The sequence below is a fragment of the Sphaerobacter thermophilus DSM 20745 genome (genome assembly GCF_000024985.1).
In the GTDB taxonomy this organism is placed as follows: Bacteria; Chloroflexota; Chloroflexia; order Thermomicrobiales; family Thermomicrobiaceae; genus Sphaerobacter; species Sphaerobacter thermophilus.
In genome coordinates this window covers 747,210-764,814 of sequence record NC_013523.1, presented here as the reverse complement: position 1 = coordinate 764,814, position 17,605 = coordinate 747,210, and the positions used below count along the sequence as shown (strand labels likewise).

Here is a 17,605-nt window from a genome sequence, read left to right as displayed (position 1 = left end):
GAGGAGGCATCGGCTCGGACCGCGTTCGTTGGGCGGAGTAGCCGATGAGCATGGATCGAGACGACAGGCTCGGAGTGGAGGAGAGTGCTGAATGCAAGCCGTCTACCTGACGGGTCCGACCGTCTACCTCCGCGCCATGGTGGAGGACGACAAGCATCACGCAGCCGCGTGGTTCGACAGCCGGTTCCCGGTCAACGCCGCTCGTGCCGAGGCGTTCCTCAAGGAGAAGCTCCAGGGTGATCCCTGGGACGCCCGCTGGCATCTCCTTGCGATCGTGCGGCGGAGCGATGAGGCGGTCGTGGGGAGCTGCCGGATCGAATTCGGGAAGCAGACGGCTTCCCTCCGCTTTCACATGGCGCCCTGGCTCGACGACGCCGACGTCCTGCGCGCCGAGGCGCTCGAGCTCGTCGTCCCCTGGCTACGCGACGAGCATGAGTTGCTGGTGATCACGGTCGAGATCGCCGCGGATGAGCAGCGGACGCTGGCGGCGGCGGAGGCGGCGGGGCTCAAAGCTGCCGTGCGCATGCGCGAGGCCATTGCCCGCGCCGGGCACCGCGTCGACCTGCTGATCTACCAGGCTGTCGACCCGAAGGTGGAGGCAGATCATGCGTAATCCGATCATGGTAGGCCAGCGCGTCTATCTCCGCCCCTTGGAGGAGGGTGACGCGGAGCTGCTGGCACAATTCGCGGCCCAGGAGCCCGAGCCCTTCTGGGAGCACCGGATGCCCCTCAGCCCCATCGCGTTCGCGTCTTGGATCCGGGACGCATACACGAAAGAGCCGCCCGAGCACATCGCGTTCGCCGTCTGCCTCAAAGAGAACGACCAGTTCATCGGCACCGTTGACCTGTGGAGCATCGACTGGGTCAACCGTACGGCGGAGACGGGGAGCTACATCGGCCCCGTTGAGTTCCGGGGCAAGGGCTACGGCCCGGAGGCAAAGCATCTCCTGCTGGAGTACGCCTTCGACCGGATTCAATTGCACATGGTCTACTCCTGTGTCTGGGAGCCGAACTTCCGCTCCGCAGCCGCCGTGCGCCGCCAGGGCTATCGAGAGGCCGGCCGGTTCAAGGGCATGACGCGGAGGGACGGGCGCTACCGCGATTGGCTGATGTTCGACTTGCTCCGGGACGAGTGGCTCGCGGCGCGGGAAGAGTACCGGCGGCGGCTCGCGGGACGGACCGAGCGCGAGGGTTGACCCGGGTCATAGTAGCAGTTGTGACACGGGTCAACACGGCGCGGCGCTGGTGTGGCACAATTGCACCAGCGCCGCGCTCGCTCGGCGGCAGACCAAGGTGGGAATCGCATGCTCTTTCTGCTCTTCGTCTTCATGCTCTTCGTCGGCCTGGCCGGCCTGGCGATCCTGACCACGGTCGGGGTAACCCTCGCCTCGCTGGTCACGCTCGTTACCGCGCCCGGCCAGCTCTGGCGGCTGCTACGCGACCGCACGCTTCGGCGCAACCACGCGCTGGAGCACGCCACCGTCAACGTGATCGAGGAACGCTACGGCCGATCCCACCTTGCCGGGCTGGCAAAGCCCGAGGGATTCATCATCCAGGGCGGCGCGCCACCAGCACTGGTGGCGGACGCGGCGCAGGAGGCACTGGCCCGTTTGCGGGCCGGGGAGCGTCGGCTGGCAATTCACCCGCGCTGCGGCACCACGCTCGTCGCCGCCCAGCTCGTGATGGCGCTGGCATTCATCGCCACGCTCGTCATCATTCGGCAGTTCACGCTGCTGCCGTTCCTCGTCGGCATTGTGGCCGCCGTCCTGCTCGGGCCGCGGCTCAGCCCGATCCTGCAGCGCTACGTCACCACCGACGCCGACGTGGGCGACCTCATCATCACCGGCGTCGAGGTGCAGCCCATGACAACCTCGCGCGGCTTCTTCAGTCTCTTGACGTTGAGGCCAATTCTCGTGCGTACCGCACCCGCCTCCGGCGGCCAGTCGTCCGCCGAGGCGACGCTGATCACCGGCGACCGCGAGGAGATCCCGATCGGCGACTTCCGCGTGCGGTAACGAGCCGGCTAACGCCGGGGGCGGGTATCGTCGCGAACCGGAACGGGGACCGGCTGCGGGCGCAGCCGTCGTGAGGGGTCCAGGAGGTCGCGGAGCCGGTTCACACCGTCCCGGATCAGGTCGCGGATCGCATCCAACATCAACACGCTGCCTCTCTGCTCTGCTCGCCGGCCGGTTGCTCGTCCCCGCGCTCTATTGCTATAACGCATCAGCCGTGCCGCGTATGCCCAGCATGGCAAACATCGCATAGTCGGCAGAGGAGCGGAGCAGGGAGTGGGAGCTGGCGGAAACCTCTTAGTGGCGCAGTCGGGCGGCGCGACGGCAGTCATCAACGCCAGCCTGGCCGGCGTCGTCCGGGCAGCCCTGGAGCATCGCCAGTTCGGCGCGATCATCGGTGCTCGCCACGGAATCGATGGCGTTCTGACGGAACGCTTCGTCGATCTGGGCCGCCAGCCAGCAGAGATCCTCGACCAGTTGCTTACCACCCCGTCGGCGGCGCTGGGCACGACCCGAAGGCGCTTGACCGACGAGACGGCGGCGCGGGCCGTGCGCATCCTCGCCCAATACGACATCCGCGCGGTGGCCTACATCGGCGGCAACGACTCGGCCGACACCGCGCTGCGCCTGGCCGCGGCCGCTCGTGATGCCGGCTATGACCTGCGCGTCGTCAGCGTCCCCAAGACGATCGACAACGATCTGCCCGGCACGGACCACTGCCCCGGCTACGGCTCCATCGCCCGGTTCCTCGCACTCGCCGCGCGCGATGCCGTGCGGGATACCGAAGCCACCGCCGCCCTCTACCCGGTCAAGTTCATCGAGGTCATGGGCCGTAACGCCGGGTGGGTTGCTGCGGCTACCGCGCTCGGCCAGGACGGCGACGGCGACGGCCCACATCTGATCTTCTTCCCGGAGCGGCCACCCCGCGACCTGCACGGCCTGCTGGAAGAGGTTCAGCGCGCCTACGACCGCCACGGCCAGGTCGTCGCCGTGGTGCCGGAGACGCTCAAGGACGCTCAGGGTCGCCCCCTTTCCGGCGAAGACCTGAGCTGGACCGACCCGTTCGGTCACCGCTACTACCCGAGTCCCGGCCCGGCCCTCACGCGAGCGGTCGAGGAGCATCTCGGCCTGCGTGCGCGGTTCGACAAGCCCGGCACCATCGCGCGCATGTTCGCCGCGTGCGTCTCGTCGGTCGATCGCCGGGAAGCCTACGAAGTCGGCGCCGCCGCGGTCCGCCTGCTGGTCGAGGGCGCGTCGGAAGTGATGGTTACGCTTGAACGGGTGAGCGACGATCCATACGCCGCCACCACCGGCGTGATCGCCGCGGCCAAGGTCGCCAACCGAGAGCGCCGCATGCCGGACGCCTTCATCGGCCCCGACGGCCGCTCGGTCACCGATGCCTTCCGCACCTACGCGCTGCCACTGATCGACGGCCCGCTCCCGCCCTACGCACGCCTGCTCGACCTCCCCTACCTGCGTGCCTGAGTGCTCGGGCATCCCTGATTCGGCTCTCTGCGTGCTGCCCGGGCAGAGCATGCAACCCTCACTAGTTGCCGAGGCCGCCCGTAACCGGCATACTCCACAATACACGCATGCCCGTAGGTAACTGCAGGCATCGCCTATCCGCGAGGAGCGCCGTGTCATGAGCGACACCCCCGCGTTGCCGCCAGATCGCATCCTCTCCGGCCGCGAGGAGGAGATGCGCCAGCGCGCCGCCGGCATCGTCGAGGAGCTGGCCCGGACTATCCGGCAGTTCCCGGCCGAGGCCGAAGACCTGGACCTGCTGCGCGACGCGGCCGAGCGCCTCGGTGCCCTCTTCCTGCTCGTCATCGCCGGGGAGTTCAACTCCGGCAAGTCGGCCGTCGTCAACGCCCTGCTCAACGACACGGTGATGCCCGAAGGCGTCACGCCGACCACCAGTGCCATCCATATCCTGCGCTATGGGCCGAGTACGAACGAGGTCGTGGGGATCGACGGCATCGTCGAGCACACGTACCCGGCGGACTTCCTGCGCGACGTGAACCTGGTCGACACCCCCGGCACCAACGCCATCATCCGTGAGCACGAGGCGCTCTCCCAGCGCTTCGTTCCCCGCGCCGATCTCGTGCTCTTCGTCACCTCGGCCGACCGCCCGTTCACCGAGAGTGAGCGGCAGTTCATGACCGAGATCCGCGGCTGGGGGAAAAAGATCGTCGTCGTGCTCAACAAGATCGACCTGCTGCGGAACGATGAGGAGATCGCCGAGGTCATCGAGTTCATCCGCACCAACAGCGTCCGTTTGCTCGGGCTCGAGCCACAGATCTTCCCCGTCTCGGCGCGCCTTGCGCGCGAAGCGCAGACCTCCGAGGCCCCGGAGGAGCGCGAGCGGCTGTGGGCTGCCAGCCGCTTCGGCGCCCTGGAGGAGTTCATCCTCTCCACCCTCGACGAGCAGACGCGCATCCGCCTCAAGCTGCTCAACCCGCTCGGCATCGCCGACCGCGTGGGCGGTCGCTACCGCGCCATCGCGGCCGAGCGCCTCGATCTGCTCGACCGTGACCTGCAGACGATCGAGCGCATCGAGCAGCGGATCGCCGTCTTCGAGTCGGAAATGCGCGCCGACTTCACCGCGTACCTGTCGCGCATCGAAGCCATCGTCTATCGCATGAATGAGCGTGCCGACCGCTTCTTCGACCGGACCATCCGCCTTGGCCGCGTCTTCGACCTGCTCGACCGCGAACGCATCCAGCGCGAGTTTGAGCAGGAGGTGATCGCCGACACCGAGCAGCAGATCGACGCGGCGGTCGCGGAGATGATCGACTGGATGGTCGAGCGCGACCTGCGGCTGTGGCAGAGCGTCACCGAGTACATCGACCGCCGCCAGCTCGACCGGCACCAGGATGAGGTGGTCGGCGAGAGCGGCGCACAGTTCACCTACGACCGCCAGGCGCTGCTCGGAGCGGTTGCCCGTCGGGCCGGGGAGGTGGTCGAGCAGTTCGATCCCGGCCGAGAGGCGCAGGTCATCGCCGAGGCACTGCGCGGTGCAGTGACGCAGACCGCGGTGGCCGAGGTAGGCGCGATCGGCCTGGGAGCGGCGGTGATCGCACTCGCGACGACGGCGGCAATGGACGTGACCGGGATTCTGGCGGCCGTGACCGTCGGTGGGCTGGGTCTGCTCATCCTTCCCGCGCGCAAGCGGCACGCGCGGGAGCTGCTGCGGCGCCGCTCCGTCGAGTTGCGCGAGCGGCTGGCGGAGGCGCTGAGCGATCAGTTCGACCGCGAGGTGAGGCGCTCGACGGCGCGGGTGCGCGACGCGCTCTCGCCTTACGCCACCTTCGTCCGGACGGAGCGCGACCGCTTCCAGCGCCTTGCCCAGGCCCTGGAGGCAGTCGACGCCGATATCACCGAGCTACGACGCGTGCTCGAAGGGTGAGGTGCGGTCGACTACGTAGCCCTCAGCTTCGCGCTCGACCAGCCGTGTGGAGTAGCGACCGATGTCCGGCATGTTCGGCAAGGTCTGGCCGAACAGGATCTCATTGAAGGCGTTGTGCTGCTCCCGGCTCTCCCACCGCTCGACCCAGGCGTAGCGCCGCTCTTCTTCCAGCCGGACCAGGTCCGACGACAGGCACCCCTCTTCCGCCCGCGCCCGCTCAACCACCGGGAGGAAGTCGCGCTCGAAGACGCCCTGCATTCCCTCCTCGACTTCGAAGACGCTGATGTCGACGAACATCGACCCACCTCCTCCGCTACGGCGCACGTCGGGGCCAGGCTCCCCACCACCTTGAATGTGTACCCTATCATCCTTTCGTCGCGCCGGGCATCTCCCGCAGTCCGTTAGTGCTTCGCGAGCCGTCTGTTATACTGCAGGGTGCGCACGGCTACCCGTGTCGGGTCTTCGTTCGAGGCTCCCCGCGCACGGAGCCGATCGGGAGTGACGCGGTCATGGCGCGAGACAGGCAGAATGGCGCGCCCGAGGCGCTGAACATCGGCGCCCCGCTCTACCATCAGATGATCGAGCACGTCCGATCGGTTGCGCCGATCGAGGGAGTCGGGTTGATCGCCTTCAGCGGGTCCCGCGCGGTCAAGATCTATCCCGGCACCAACACCGAGCAGAGCACGACCCGCTACAACATGGACCCGGCCGAGGTCATCGCCGCGCTGAACGAGATCGACCGCCAGGGATGGTACCTCGGCGCCATCTTCCACTCCCACCCGCGGAGCGAGGCAACCCCCTCGCCGACCGACCTGCGCCACGCCTACTACCCGGACGCGCTGATGGTCATCATCTCACTCCTGACTGATCCCCCCACCGTTCGCGCCTTCCGCGTCGACGGTGAAGTCCGTGAGGTCCCGGTCCGGGTTCTCCCCGAGGAAGGGACGGCAGCAACGGCATGACAACGAAGCGAACGATCGGGGTGCTCGGCGGCATGGGGCCGCTGGCCACGGCAGACCTTTACCGCAAGATCATCGAGGCGACACCGGCACGTCGCGATCAGGACCACCTGCATGTCATCATCGACGCCGATCCATCGGTCCCCGATCGCACCGAGGCCCTGCTCCACGGCGGTCCTGACCCGACGCCGTGGCTCATTGCCGGGGCACAGCGCCTTGAAGGGGCGGGGGCGAGCTTCATCGTGATCCCGTGCAACACGGCGCACGCCTTCCTCGGCGCCGTGCGTGACGCGGTGGCGATCCCGATCATCAGCATGATCGATGAGACCGCCGCCGAGGTCGCCGCTCTGCTCCCCCGGGGCGCAGCTGCGGGCATCCTGGCTACCTCCGGCACCGTGAGCGCCGGGCTCTACCAGGACGCCCTGGCGGCAGCCGGCCTGCGCGCCCTCGTGCCCAGCCCGGACGCGCAGGCTCAAGTGATGGCCGCCATTGCGGCTGTCAAGGCCGGTGACCTCAGCCGGGCCACGACAGAGAAAGCCCTGGTCGCCGCGTACGAGCTTATCGAGCAAGGGGCCGGGGCGCTCCTGGCCGCCTGCACCGAACTGCCGCTGATCCTGCAGCCCAATGACATTCCCGTGCCACTCATCGACCCCACCGCGGTACTGGCCCGCGCCGCCGTACGGGAGGCGCTCGCCGCCCGCTCACTGCCTGAGGGAGTGACGCCCGATGCCATCCGAACGTGAGGAATTGCTCGAACGCCTTCTCCAGTACCCGGACCGGGTCGCCCGCATCATCGAGCCACAGCCGGTGGAAGTGCTGCGACGCGCAGGTCCGGACGGAGGCTGGGGCGCCGTCGAGATCCTTGCCCACCTCCGTGACTGGGACGAGGTGAACCTCGACCGTGTGCGCCGCATGCTGGAGGAAGACAACCCGAACCTGGAGAACTTCGATACCGACTTCTGGGCGATCGAGCGGGACTACCATGCTCAGGACCCGCGCAAGGCACTCGCCGCCTTCCGCGAGATCCGCGGGCGCCTTGTCCGGCTGCTCTCCTCGCTCAACGAAGCGGACTGGGAGCGGCGGGGGCGACACCCAGTGTGGGGCGAGATCACGCTGGCTAGCTTCGTCCGCCGGATCGAGGACCACGATCAGGAGTACCTTCGGGCGTTGAAGGACGTGCTGTCGTGACACGTCGTGCGGGATGCGTCCACGCAGCAACCTCACGGCAGCACGTCGGGCTACCCCACCACTCGTTTGCCGTCGGACGCATCAACACCGCACTCCATTCCTAACGGGAGACACGAGTAGGCCGGATCCCCTGTTGCGATCGCGATAACCTCCCCCTATACTGAGAGCACGTTTCGCTAGTAGTATCTGATCCGCTCCCCTGTGCCGGGACGGCGAGCCGCGGCGCGGTCGCCACACATCGCCGGTTGGGCAGCGGACTGACCGCGAGCCGCGGCGCGAGGTGCGGCCGCACCACCGCGCCCGTCCGCGAGGGAGTTGCCCCATCATGGAACAACTGGATAAGGTCCTGGTCTGCCGCGACTGCGGCGCCGAGTTCGTCTTCACCGCAGGGGAGCAAGCCTTCTACGCTGAACGCGGCTTCACCGATCCTGCTCGCTGCCCGAGCTGCCGGGCCGCGCGGCGCCAGGCCCGCCTGGCAGCGAACCCCGACGACGCCGGCACGGTTGCGCTAAGCGCGTCCCGTCCCGAGCGCCGGTTCTACCCGGTGGTGTGCGCCGAGTGCGGTCAGGACACGATGGTCCCCTTCGAGCCGCGCCACGGCCGGCCGGTCTACTGCCGCGACTGCTACCAGCGCCTGACCCCCCGGTACTGACGGCCACCCGGCCCAGATCACGATGCGGCCGGTTGCCCCCTCCTCTGGGGCGGGTAGCCGGCCTGGCGGCGTTTGCCCGTGGACGACGGTCGCCCCGCCATCCCTTTCGATTCGTCCCACGTACGATTGACAGGGAAAGAGGTCAACTCTATACTGGCTCTATCACCTAGTGGTATGACCAGTAGACCTCTTTGGTCTACGGGGTGTGCAATCTGGAGGCGCCCTCCGTGGTCGAGCCGATTCGCCGGCCGCGCAGACTTTCCCAACAGATCGCCGCTCAGCTCTGCCAGTTGATCCGGGAGGGACACTACCGCCCGGGCGACCGGCTTCCGGCTGAGCGCGACTTGGCAGAGCAACTCCAGGTGAGCCGCGCCTCGCTGCGTGAAGCGCTGCGCGGGCTGGAGATCGCGGGGATCGTCGAGTCCCACCACGGTGGCGGGACGTACGTCCGCAACGGGTTCGTCCAGGGGCTGATCTCGCCGCTGGCCCTAGTTCTCGAGGCGAGCGGCGATCTGATCGGCGACCTCTGGGAGGTGCGCCTGATGGTCGAGCCCGACGTGGCTGCACTCGCGGCGCTGCGCGCGACGCCCACCGACATGGCCACGCTGGAGGAGGTGCTCCGCCAGCAGGCAGAGGATCTGGACCACCCCGTCCCGCAGCGCGCTCCCAATCTCGACCGACAGTTCCACGTCGCGCTGGCACAGGCATCCGGCAACGAGGTGGCCGTGCAGGTCATCCAGTTGATCAACCGGGTGCTCCAGGAGGGGCGTCGCCACTACCATGCCTCTCCCCAGCGGCACCTGCGGGCCTACCAGATGCATCAGGAGATCCTGGACGCTGTCCGCGCCCGCCAGCCCGATGAGGCGCGAGACAAGATGCTCCAGCACCTGCGCGAGGTGGAGTCCTTCATCCTCGGCAGCGTGGTGGAAGCCAACACCCACCGGACGCATCGAACCGAACGCCACGCACGATCAGGGTCGAGTGTAAGGAGGAGGAGGAGAGGACCAGACCTGACCGAGTAAGTACCGCAGAGCGTGTGACGCGCCCTTCCTGGCGGCGCCGACGCTCCGGAGCGCGGAGGAGATGAGAGTCGTATTTCCGGGGGAACGGTCCCTCGGGACAAGGGGGTGGACCATGCGTTCGCACGAGGACGTTGAGCACACCGTCGAAGAAGCGGTCGACGCAGTGACCAGAACCTCGATGACCCGGCGCACGCTCTTCCGCCGGGCAGCCGGCGTGGGGTTGGCCGGCGCCAGCATGGCCCTGCTCGCTGCCTGCGGCGGCGGCGACGACACGCCTTCGGGCTCGTCCGGCGATGGCGGTGCGGCTTCAACCGCCACGAGTGAGACGTCCGGCGGCACCCCGGCAGCCACCGAACCGGCGGGCGAGGGCGAGCCGAAACGGGGCGGCAAGATCACCGTCGCGCTCAACTCCGACCTCACGACCATGGACCCGCACAAGTCAACCGCGGCGGTCGACCGTCAGGTCTATCAGTTGATTTATGACAAACTGGTCGACATCGACGAGCAGTTGAACATCGTGCCGTATCTCGCCCAGAAGTGGGAGATCTCCGACGACGGCACCCAGTACACCTTCGCCCTGGTCTCCGGCGTGACCTTCCACGACGGTGAGCCCTTCAACGCGGAGGCGGTCAAGGTCAACTTCGAGCGTATGCTCGACCCGGAGACGGCCTCGCCGCGCCGCAGCGAGGTCGCGCAGGTCACCCAGGTCGAGGCACCCGACGACACCACCGTCGTCCTTACCCTTAGCCAGCCCTATTCGCCGCTGCTGGCCACCCTGTCGGACCGCGCGGGCATGATCATCTCGCCCAAGGCCATCGCGGAGCTGGGCGACGACCTCGCGCGCAACCCGGTGGGCACCGGCGCCTTCACCTTCGTCGAGTGGATCAAGGACGACCACCTGACCGTCCGGCGGAACGAGAACTACTGGCGGGAGGGCCTGCCCTACCTCGATGAGGTCACCTACAAGCCGGTGATCGACGCCACCGTGCGCCTCACGAGCCTTCGCACCAACGAGGTGCAGATGATCGACCAGATCTCGGCCAAGGACGTGGAGGCGACCAAGAACGACCCCTCCCTCGTCTACTCCGAGATCCCCGGGCTGGCCTTCCAGTACATCTCGCTCAACGTCTCTCGCCCGCCCTTCGACAAGAAGGAGCTGCGCCAGGCCGTCGCCTGGTGTATCGACCGTGAGGCGATCATCCGGGCCATCTTCTTCGGCATCGGTACCCCGGCGCAGACGCCGATTCCGCCCAGCTCATGGGCCTACGACGAGTCGGTCCAGGTCTACCAGCAGGACTACGACAAGGCCCGGGAGCTGTTGGCGGCAGCCGGGATGCCCGACGGCTTCGAGTTCACCATGCTCGTCACCAATAGCCCGGACGCCATCCAGCTCGCCGAGGCGTACCGCGCCCAGCTCGCCGAGGTGGGCATCATCGCCAATCTGGAGTTGCTGGAGTTCGGCACCCTGCTCGACCGCAACGATGCCGGTGACTTCGAAGCGGTCAGCCTCCAGTGGAGCGGTCGCCCCGACCCGGACGGCAACATCTACAACTACTTCATCACCGACGGCGGGCTGAACCGGGGTGGCTACAGCAACCCCGAGGTCGACGACCTGCTCAACCAGACCCGGGCCGTGTCGGATCCCGACCAGCGTCGGCAGCTCTATTCGGAAGTGTGCCGCCTGATCGCGGAGGACGCGCCGATGATCTTCATCCGCTTCCCGGCGGAGATCAAGGTGTGGCAGCCGGCCATCAAGGGCTTCGTCCACATCCCGGACGGTATGATGCGGCTGAACACGGTCTGGCTGGAGCAGTAGCCGCGAGAGCGCTGGGCGGGGGGCTGATGCCCCTCGCCCGGAGGCGGGGGTTCCGAGATGTTCCGCTACATCGTGCGGCGCATCCTGGCGATGCTGCCGGTCCTGTTTCTGGTCAGCGTGATCGTCTTCTCGCTGATCCATCTCACGCCGGGAGACCCGGCCATCACCATGCTGGGAGAGGAAGCGACGCCCGAGGCGGTCGCCGCGCTGCGCGCCAAGCTGGGGCTCGACCAGCCGCTGCCTGTCCAGTACCTGCGCTGGGTGGGCTCCGTTCTCCAGGGCGACCTCGGCCGGTCGATCCGCTCCAACCAGCCGGTCAGTGAAGCGATCGCGCAGCGCCTGCCCGTGACGCTCGAACTCGCCATCCTCTCCGTGCTGATCGGCGTCGCCATCGCGATCCCGGTCGGAATCGTGTCGGCCATGCGGCGCAACTCGCCGCTCGATACGGCGTCCACCGGCGCGGCGCTGCTCGGCGTGTCGCTGCCCAACTTCTTCCTGGCCATCTTGTTGATCTTCATCTTCTCGGTCCACCTGCGCTGGTTGCCACCCATCGGCTACACGCCCCTCGCCGACGGGGTGCTTGACAACCTCAAACGGATGCTGATGCCCGCCATCACCCTGGGGACCGCACTCTCGGCGATCGTCATGCGCATGACCCGCTCATCGTTGCTGGAAGTGCTGGACCAGGACTACGTGCGAACCGCCCGCGCGAAAGGCCTGGCCGAGATGCGCGTGATCCGCGTCCACGCGCTGAAGAACTCCCTGATTCCAGTCGCCACGGTGGTGGGCCTGCAGATTGGCGGCCTGCTCGGCGGGGCCATCATCACCGAGACAATCTTCGCGCTGCCGGGCATCGGGCGCCTGCTGGTCGACTCGATCTTCCAGCGGGACTTCCCGCTGGTGCAGGGAGTCGTGCTCTTCACCTCCCTGGCGTTCCTGGTCGTCAACCTGCTCGTCGACCTCCTATATGCGTTCCTCGATCCGCGGATCCGTTACAGCTAACATGGTGGGGCCATGCGCGAGCACTACAAGCGAGGGGGCGTAGGCATGCAAGGTACCAGAACCGCGGCGGCACCCGTCGCGGACCCGTTGGGGCAGCAGGCCCGGCGTCGAGCGACCGGCCTGCGGGCCTTCTTCGCCCGTCTGATGGGCACCCGGATGGCCCCGGTCGCCAGCTTCATCATCGCGCTGCTCGTCCTGACTGCCGTGTTCGCACCGATCATCGCCCCCTACGGGGTCGAGGAAGGCGACTTTGCCGCCACGCTGACCCGCCCCAACCGCGAGCATCTGATGGGAACCGATACCCTCGGCCGCGATATCTTCAGCCGCGTTATCTACGGCTCACGCGTCTCGCTGCAGGTCGGGGTGATCGCGGTCGGCATCGCCATGATCATCGGGACCGCATTCGGACTGGTCGCCGGGTACACCCGGATCGGGCTGCTCGAGAGCACCATCATGCGAGCGATGGACGCGCTGCTTGCCTTCCCAACCCTGGTCCTCGCCCTCGCCATCACCGCCGCCCTCGGCCCCAGCCTCACCAACGTCATGATCGCCGTCGGCATCGTGGGCATCCCGGGCTACGCGCGGCTGGTGCGCGGACAGGTTCTCTCCGTGCGCGAGCGGGAGTTCATCGAGGCGGCACGCACGATCGGAGTGTCGGACCTGCGCATCATGTTGCGGCACATCCTGCCCAACGTGACCGCGCCACTGATCGTGCAGGCCTCGCTCGGCGTCGCGTTCGCGATCCTATCCGAGGCCAGCCTCTCCTTCCTCGGGCTGGGCGTGCAGCCGCCGACGCCGAGTTGGGGTGCCATGCTCGCCTTCGGCAAGGATTACCTGAACCACGCCCCCTGGATGGCGATCGCCCCCGGCGCCGCCATCTTCATCACCGTCCTGGCCTTCAACTTCCTCGGTGACGGCATCCGCGACGCGCTCGACCCACACCTCCACCGCTGACATACAGCACACAAACAGACCGGGCGCCGCGAATCGCGGCGCCCGGCGGAGTGACACCTGATCAGCGACCCAACGTCGCGGGGCTACGACCCGATCTCGCTGGCGAACTCGTTCTCGACCTCGGTCAAGGCCTCGTCGAAGATCTGGACCATGCGGTCGATTTCCTCGTAGGTCACCACCAGCGGCGGCGCGAAGTGGACGATGTCCCAGACGCGGGTCACCATCCCCTTCTCGTTCATGAGCTGATCGAGCCGCTTGAGGAACTGCGAGTCCCGGCCCCACTTGGCCTTGGTCTCCTTGTTCCTGACCACTTCGACGCCGCACATGAGGCCCAGCCCGCGCACGTCGCCGACCGTCGGGTGCGACCGCAGCTTGTTGAGCTGCTCCAGCAGGTAGGCGCCCTTCTCCGCGCTCTGCTGGACCAGGCCCTCGCGCTGGATGATCTCGATGTTCTTCAGCGACGCCGCCGCGGCAACCGCCTGACCGCCGAAGGTGAGCAGGTGGCCCAGCGCCACGTCCTTCTTCTCGGTGAAGATCTCAAAGACCTTCTCGCTGACCGCCACCGCCGCCAGCGGCGCGTAGCCGGAGGTGATCCCCTTGGCCATCGTCATCAGGTCCGGCTGCATGCCGAAGTGCTCGGTCGCGAACATCTTGCCGGTCCGGCCAAACCCGTTGATCACCTCGTCCATAATCAGCAGCACGCCGTATTCGTCGCAGATCTCTCGCAGTCGCTGCCAATACTTGGGCGAGGGGACGTGCACCCCGTTGGAGGTGGAGATCGGCTCACCGATCACCGCGGCGACCGTCTCCGGCCCCTGGTTCTCGATCTCCTGCCGGATGTACTCGGCGCACATGAGGTCGCCCTCTTCGCCCTCCAGGCCGAAGTCGTTGCGGTAGCGGTTGGGCGACGGGACATGGATGACACCGTACATGAACGGGCCGAAGTACGTCTCGTTGCGGCTGGCGGTCAGGCTCATGGCGCCGAAGGTCATGCCGTGGTAGCTACCCCGCCGCGCGATGATCTTGTACCGCTTGGGGAAGCCGCGCATCGCCTGCACCTGCTTGGCGATCTTCAGCGCGCTCTCGACCGCCTCCGAACCGCCCGAGCAGAAGAAGATCCGGTTCAGGTCGCCCGGCGTAAGCTCGGCCAGCACGTTCGCCAACTGCACGGCGGGCACCGAGGTGTAGCTGGCGCTGGAGACGTAGGCCACCTGAGCGGCCTGGGCGGCCATCGCCTCGCCGATCTCGGTCCGTCCATGGCCCGCGTTCACGACCCACAGCCCGGCGATACCGTCGAGGTACTCACGGCCGTGGATGTCCACCAGCGTGCTGCCGTGTGCGCTCTTGAAGACACGCAGGCCGTTCTGCTCCGCGAGCCGGACCCACTCCGCGGAATGGATCCAGACGTGGTCCAGCGCTTCCTTTTCCAGAGCCTGAGCCGACCCCACCCCTGCGGCCTGAGCGCCGTTACCCATGAGTTCCCAACTCCCTCCACAAACCGCCCGCTCCGACCGGCGGCGCGGCGGCGGAATCCGACTCAATCCGATGGGCGCAGTATAGCACTGATGCCGGCGAAATCGTCTAGGATCTGCCGAATCCCAACAATGGGACCGGCCCTGCCGCCGATCCGGCATCACAGGGCGGGGCGCTCAGGTGGTCCGCACTATGATGGATCGGAGCCGGTGAGGCACGCTAGGAGGCGCCGTTCGAGATGCTCCGGCAATGAGGGCTGGTCGGTGCGCCGGTAGCGGTCGATCAGCGCGCTCAGCGCCGCTTCTGATGCGGCACAGGTCGGGCACTCCGCAATGTGCTCAGCGATAATCCGAGCAAGCTCCTCATCGCTCTCGGCTTCGCTCCCGTCGACGAGCCGTTCGAGCCAGGCCCGGCACGCGTCGTCCAGATGCTCGATGCCCATCAGGTCGCTTCCTTCCCGCCGGCGCCGGTGTCGTCGAGGTACGGAGCGAGTGCGGCGCGCAAGGCCAGACGCGCGCGGTGCACACGGACCTTCAGCGCACTCTCCGAGATGCCCAGCTCAGCCGCGGCCTCGCGCGTGCTCAGCCCCTCGATCTCCCGCAACACGAACGCCGTCCGCAGCGTGTCGGGCAGATCCGCCAGCGCACGGTCGATCATCGCGCGCAGCTCGGCCCCCATCACCTCGGCGCTCGGCTCCGTCGTGGCGTCTACGAGTGCGGGCGGTACCGCGGCCCGCTTCTGCAACTGCTCGTGCAGGTCGACCGTGACCGGCTTCCGGCGCCGGAGGCGCATGAGCGCGGTGTTCGTCACGATCCGATGCAGCCAGGTACCGAGCCCGCTGCGTCCCTCGAAGTCCTCAATACGCCTACACGCCTGGATGAGCGCCTCCTGCAGCACCCCCTCTGCCTCGTCGGGGTCACCCATCAACCGGATGGCGAGCTGGTACATACGCGGCCCGAAGCGCTTGAGCAAGCAGGTGCAGGCGACCGGCTCCCGGCGACGGAGCCCGTCGAGCAGCGCCTGTTCATCCTCGTAGACGGTGAGATCAATCTCCCAGGGCTTGACCATTGATGCTCCTGCGGCTGCCATGTGCGAGGCGACCGTGTCACGTGAAGCATACCCCACGCCGCCCGAACGGCTCGCCGCGTCTAGCGCAGTGCCAGGGATAACCAACGAACCCCACCCGCGCCGGATCGCTGTCTCCAACGACATTCCCCCCTCCCGTACCGGTCAGGCGCATCCCAGCGACTGCATCGCTTGGTGTGTGCTGAGGAAGACGCGGTCTCGCCCGATCCGGTCGATGAACCCGGCCGCGCGGAGTCGGTCCATGACCGGCCCCTTGAACTCAGCCAGGTGCAGGGTCACTCCCGCGCCTCGCAGCTCGACGTGGAGCGACTCCAGCACCGCAAGCGCGCTGGCATCGATGAAGTTGATGCCGGAGCCGATCAGGACCAGGTCCGTGGTCTCCGGCCGCTCGGCGACCAGCCGGAGCAGCGTCTCTTCGAGGGCCCGCGTATTCGGGAAGTACAGGCTCTCGTCGACCCGGACGGCCATGACGCGTGGGCAGGTCCGTGTCTCGTGGCGCAGTACGTTGCGGTAGGTCTCGCTTTCCCCGACACGGCCGACGACCGCGATGTGCGGGCGACTCGTGCGCCACAAGTGGAGGAAGATCGCGGTAGCCATACCGGCCAGGATTCCGAACTCAACGCCTCGCACCAGCACCGCCATGAAGGTGACGAGCAGGGATACTGCGTCGGCCTTGTCGTAGCGCCACACGCGCGTGAGCGTGGCCACGTCGATCAGTGACGCCACCGCCACGATCACGATGGCCGCGAGTACTGTCCGGGGCAGGTACTGGAAAAGCGGGGTCAAGAAGAGCACCGTCAGTGCAACCAGCCCCGCCGTGATGATCGATGCCAGTTGCGTGTTGGCGCCGGCCGTGAAGTTGACGACCGAGCGGCTGAAGCCCCCGGTGACCGGGTAGCCGCCAGTCAGCGCCGCACCCAGGTTGGCTGCGCCGAGGCCGATCAACTCCTGGTTGGCCTCGATGCGCTGCCGCTGCTTGCTCGCCAGCGCCTTGGCGACCGAGACGCTCTCCATGAAGCTCACAAAGCTGATTGCAATCGCCGTCGGGAGGAGTGCTCGGACCGCGTCGGGATCCAGGCGAGGCACCGTCAACGGTGGCAATCCGGCCGGTATCGAGCCGACCACCTGCACGCTCGCGGTCGCATGCAGCCGCAGCCCCCAGACGATCAGCGTGCCCATTACCACGACGATGAGTGGGCCGGCCTTGGTGACCGCTCCAATGGCCGCAGGCGGCACCCCCCAACGCGCGAGCGGCCGCCCCAGGGCGCGGCGTACAAAGACAAGTAGGAGAATGCTGCCGAGGCCGATTGCAGTGGTGACCGGGTTCGCGTCGCTGAGGTGCCGCACGAGATTGAGCAGGGTCCGATGCAAGGAGTCGCCTGGGATGCTCAGACCCAGCAGGGTCGCGAGCTGGCTCGCTCCGATCACCAATGCGGCGGCGCTGGTGAATCCGGAGAGGACGGGGGTGCTGAGGAAGTTCACCAGGAACCCAACGCGCGCAACCCCCATCACCACCTGCACGACACCGACTAGCAGCGCCAATAGCAGCGCCAGCGCCACGTACTCGGCGGTCCCCTGGGGAGCCAGCGCGCCGACACTCGTCGCCGTCATCAGGGACACGATCGCCACTGGCCCGACCGCCAGCGTGCGGCTCGTGCCGAAGACGGCATAGAGGATGAGAGGCAGGACGCTGGCGTAGAGACCGGCCTGGGGCGGTAGGCCCGCGAGCATCGCGTAGGCCATGCTCTGAGGGACGAGCATGATCGCCACGACCACCCCGGCCATCACGTCGCCGATCAGGTCCTCACGGCGGTAGCGACCGAGCCAGTCGATGATCGGAACGTACCGGCCGAGATGCACGCCCGCCCCGGCGCGCACCGCGCCGGTGTGGGTCTGCTTCGGTTGAACGTCGGATACCACGGAGATCCCTGTCCGATTCGTCGTTCTTACGCGCGGCGGCTTTACCCGCCTCTATCGGTTGGATGCGTCCCCCGACCACTCGGTTACAGGTCGCTCCGTCGACGCGCCGACC

18 protein-coding genes are annotated in these 17,605 nt (G+C 67.5%); 13 read left to right on the top strand and 5 right to left on the bottom strand.

The features are described 5' to 3' along the window. Positions 1-91 precede the first annotated feature (91 nt). The 5 genes from STHE_RS03430 to STHE_RS03410 all read left to right on the top strand — a co-directional run bounded on the left by STHE_RS03430 (position 92) and on the right by STHE_RS03410 (position 5,421). Complete coding sequence (locus STHE_RS03430) at positions 92-613, top strand: GNAT family N-acetyltransferase (RefSeq protein WP_012871175.1); 522 nt, start codon at positions 92-94, stop codon at positions 611-613. Then, on the top strand, positions 606-1,196 hold the full coding sequence (locus STHE_RS03425; protein WP_012871174.1) for a GNAT family N-acetyltransferase: 591 nt from the start codon (positions 606-608) through the stop codon (positions 1,194-1,196). The genes STHE_RS03430 and STHE_RS03425 overlap by 8 nt, the downstream gene beginning before the upstream one ends. Before the next feature lie 108 nt (positions 1,197-1,304). Next, positions 1,305-2,015: a DUF6391 domain-containing protein gene (locus STHE_RS03420; protein WP_012871173.1), complete on the top strand. Its 711-nt coding sequence runs from the start codon at positions 1,305-1,307 to the stop codon at positions 2,013-2,015. A gap of 273 nt (positions 2,016-2,288) precedes the next feature. Then, complete coding sequence (locus STHE_RS03415) at positions 2,289-3,497, top strand: diphosphate--fructose-6-phosphate 1-phosphotransferase (RefSeq protein WP_012871172.1); 1,209 nt, start codon at positions 2,289-2,291, stop codon at positions 3,495-3,497. A gap of 157 nt (positions 3,498-3,654) precedes the next feature. After that, positions 3,655-5,421, top strand: a complete 1,767-nt coding sequence (locus tag STHE_RS03410; protein ID WP_012871171.1) for a dynamin family protein — start codon at positions 3,655-3,657, stop codon at positions 5,419-5,421. Here STHE_RS03410 and STHE_RS03405 read toward each other — a convergent pair. After that, a complete protein-coding gene (locus STHE_RS03405) occupies positions 5,398-5,718 on the bottom strand; it encodes a putative quinol monooxygenase (RefSeq protein WP_012871170.1) in 321 nt (106 codons plus the stop codon). The two genes, STHE_RS03410 and STHE_RS03405, sit on opposite strands and share 24 nt — an antisense overlap. A 212-nt stretch (positions 5,719-5,930) precedes the next feature. Here STHE_RS03405 and STHE_RS03400 point away from each other — a divergent pair, with 212 nt between their 5' ends. The 8 genes from STHE_RS03400 to STHE_RS03365 all read left to right on the top strand — a co-directional run bounded on the left by STHE_RS03400 (position 5,931) and on the right by STHE_RS03365 (position 13,014). Continuing rightward, the gene (locus STHE_RS03400; RefSeq protein WP_012871169.1) at positions 5,931-6,383 is read left to right on the top strand and encodes a M67 family metallopeptidase; all 453 of its coding nucleotides are present in this window, start codon (positions 5,931-5,933) and stop codon (positions 6,381-6,383) included. Continuing rightward, complete coding sequence (cuyB, locus tag STHE_RS03395) at positions 6,380-7,123, top strand: cysteate racemase (protein ID WP_012871168.1); 744 nt, start codon at positions 6,380-6,382, stop codon at positions 7,121-7,123. Before STHE_RS03400 ends, cuyB begins: the two co-directional genes overlap by 4 nt. After that, positions 7,107-7,568, top strand: coding sequence for a DinB family protein (locus STHE_RS03390; protein WP_012871167.1), 462 nt, complete (start codon positions 7,107-7,109; stop codon positions 7,566-7,568). The genes cuyB and STHE_RS03390 overlap by 17 nt, the downstream gene beginning before the upstream one ends. 325 nt (positions 7,569-7,893) lie before the next feature. After that, positions 7,894-8,220, top strand: a complete 327-nt coding sequence (locus tag STHE_RS03385) for a zinc-ribbon domain containing protein (RefSeq protein ID WP_012871166.1) — start codon at positions 7,894-7,896, stop codon at positions 8,218-8,220. A 227-nt stretch (positions 8,221-8,447) separates the two neighbouring features. Further along, positions 8,448-9,242: a FadR/GntR family transcriptional regulator gene (locus tag STHE_RS03380; protein WP_012871165.1), complete on the top strand. Its 795-nt coding sequence runs from the start codon at positions 8,448-8,450 to the stop codon at positions 9,240-9,242. A gap of 112 nt (positions 9,243-9,354) precedes the next feature. Continuing rightward, positions 9,355-11,058 (top strand): ABC transporter substrate-binding protein, encoded by a 1,704-nt coding sequence (locus tag STHE_RS03375; protein WP_012871164.1) that lies wholly within the window; start codon positions 9,355-9,357, stop codon positions 11,056-11,058. A gap of 57 nt (positions 11,059-11,115) precedes the next feature. Continuing rightward, positions 11,116-12,060: a nickel ABC transporter permease gene (gene nikB, locus STHE_RS03370; protein ID WP_012871163.1), complete on the top strand. Its 945-nt coding sequence runs from the start codon at positions 11,116-11,118 to the stop codon at positions 12,058-12,060. 45 nt (positions 12,061-12,105) lie between these two features. Then, on the top strand, positions 12,106-13,014 hold the full coding sequence (locus STHE_RS03365) for an ABC transporter permease (protein ID WP_012871162.1): 909 nt from the start codon (positions 12,106-12,108) through the stop codon (positions 13,012-13,014). Between the two features lie 83 nt (positions 13,015-13,097). On the opposite strand, the gene STHE_RS03360 is transcribed toward STHE_RS03365, so the two are convergent. From STHE_RS03360 to STHE_RS03345, 4 genes are all read right to left on the bottom strand, one after another. Further along, a complete protein-coding gene (locus tag STHE_RS03360) occupies positions 13,098-14,489 on the bottom strand; it encodes an aminotransferase family protein (RefSeq protein WP_012871161.1) in 1,392 nt (463 codons plus the stop codon). Positions 14,490-14,677: 188 nt separating this feature from the next. Next, positions 14,678-14,929 (bottom strand): hypothetical protein, encoded by a 252-nt coding sequence (locus STHE_RS03355; RefSeq protein ID WP_012871160.1) that lies wholly within the window; start codon positions 14,927-14,929, stop codon positions 14,678-14,680. Further along, positions 14,929-15,555: an RNA polymerase sigma factor gene (locus tag STHE_RS03350; RefSeq protein WP_012871159.1), complete on the bottom strand. Its 627-nt coding sequence runs from the start codon at positions 15,553-15,555 to the stop codon at positions 14,929-14,931. The genes STHE_RS03355 and STHE_RS03350 overlap by 1 nt, the downstream gene beginning before the upstream one ends. 162 nt (positions 15,556-15,717) lie before the next feature. Next, positions 15,718-17,493, bottom strand: a complete 1,776-nt coding sequence (locus STHE_RS03345) for a SulP family inorganic anion transporter (protein WP_012871158.1) — start codon at positions 17,491-17,493, stop codon at positions 15,718-15,720. Positions 17,494-17,605 lie beyond the last annotated feature (112 nt).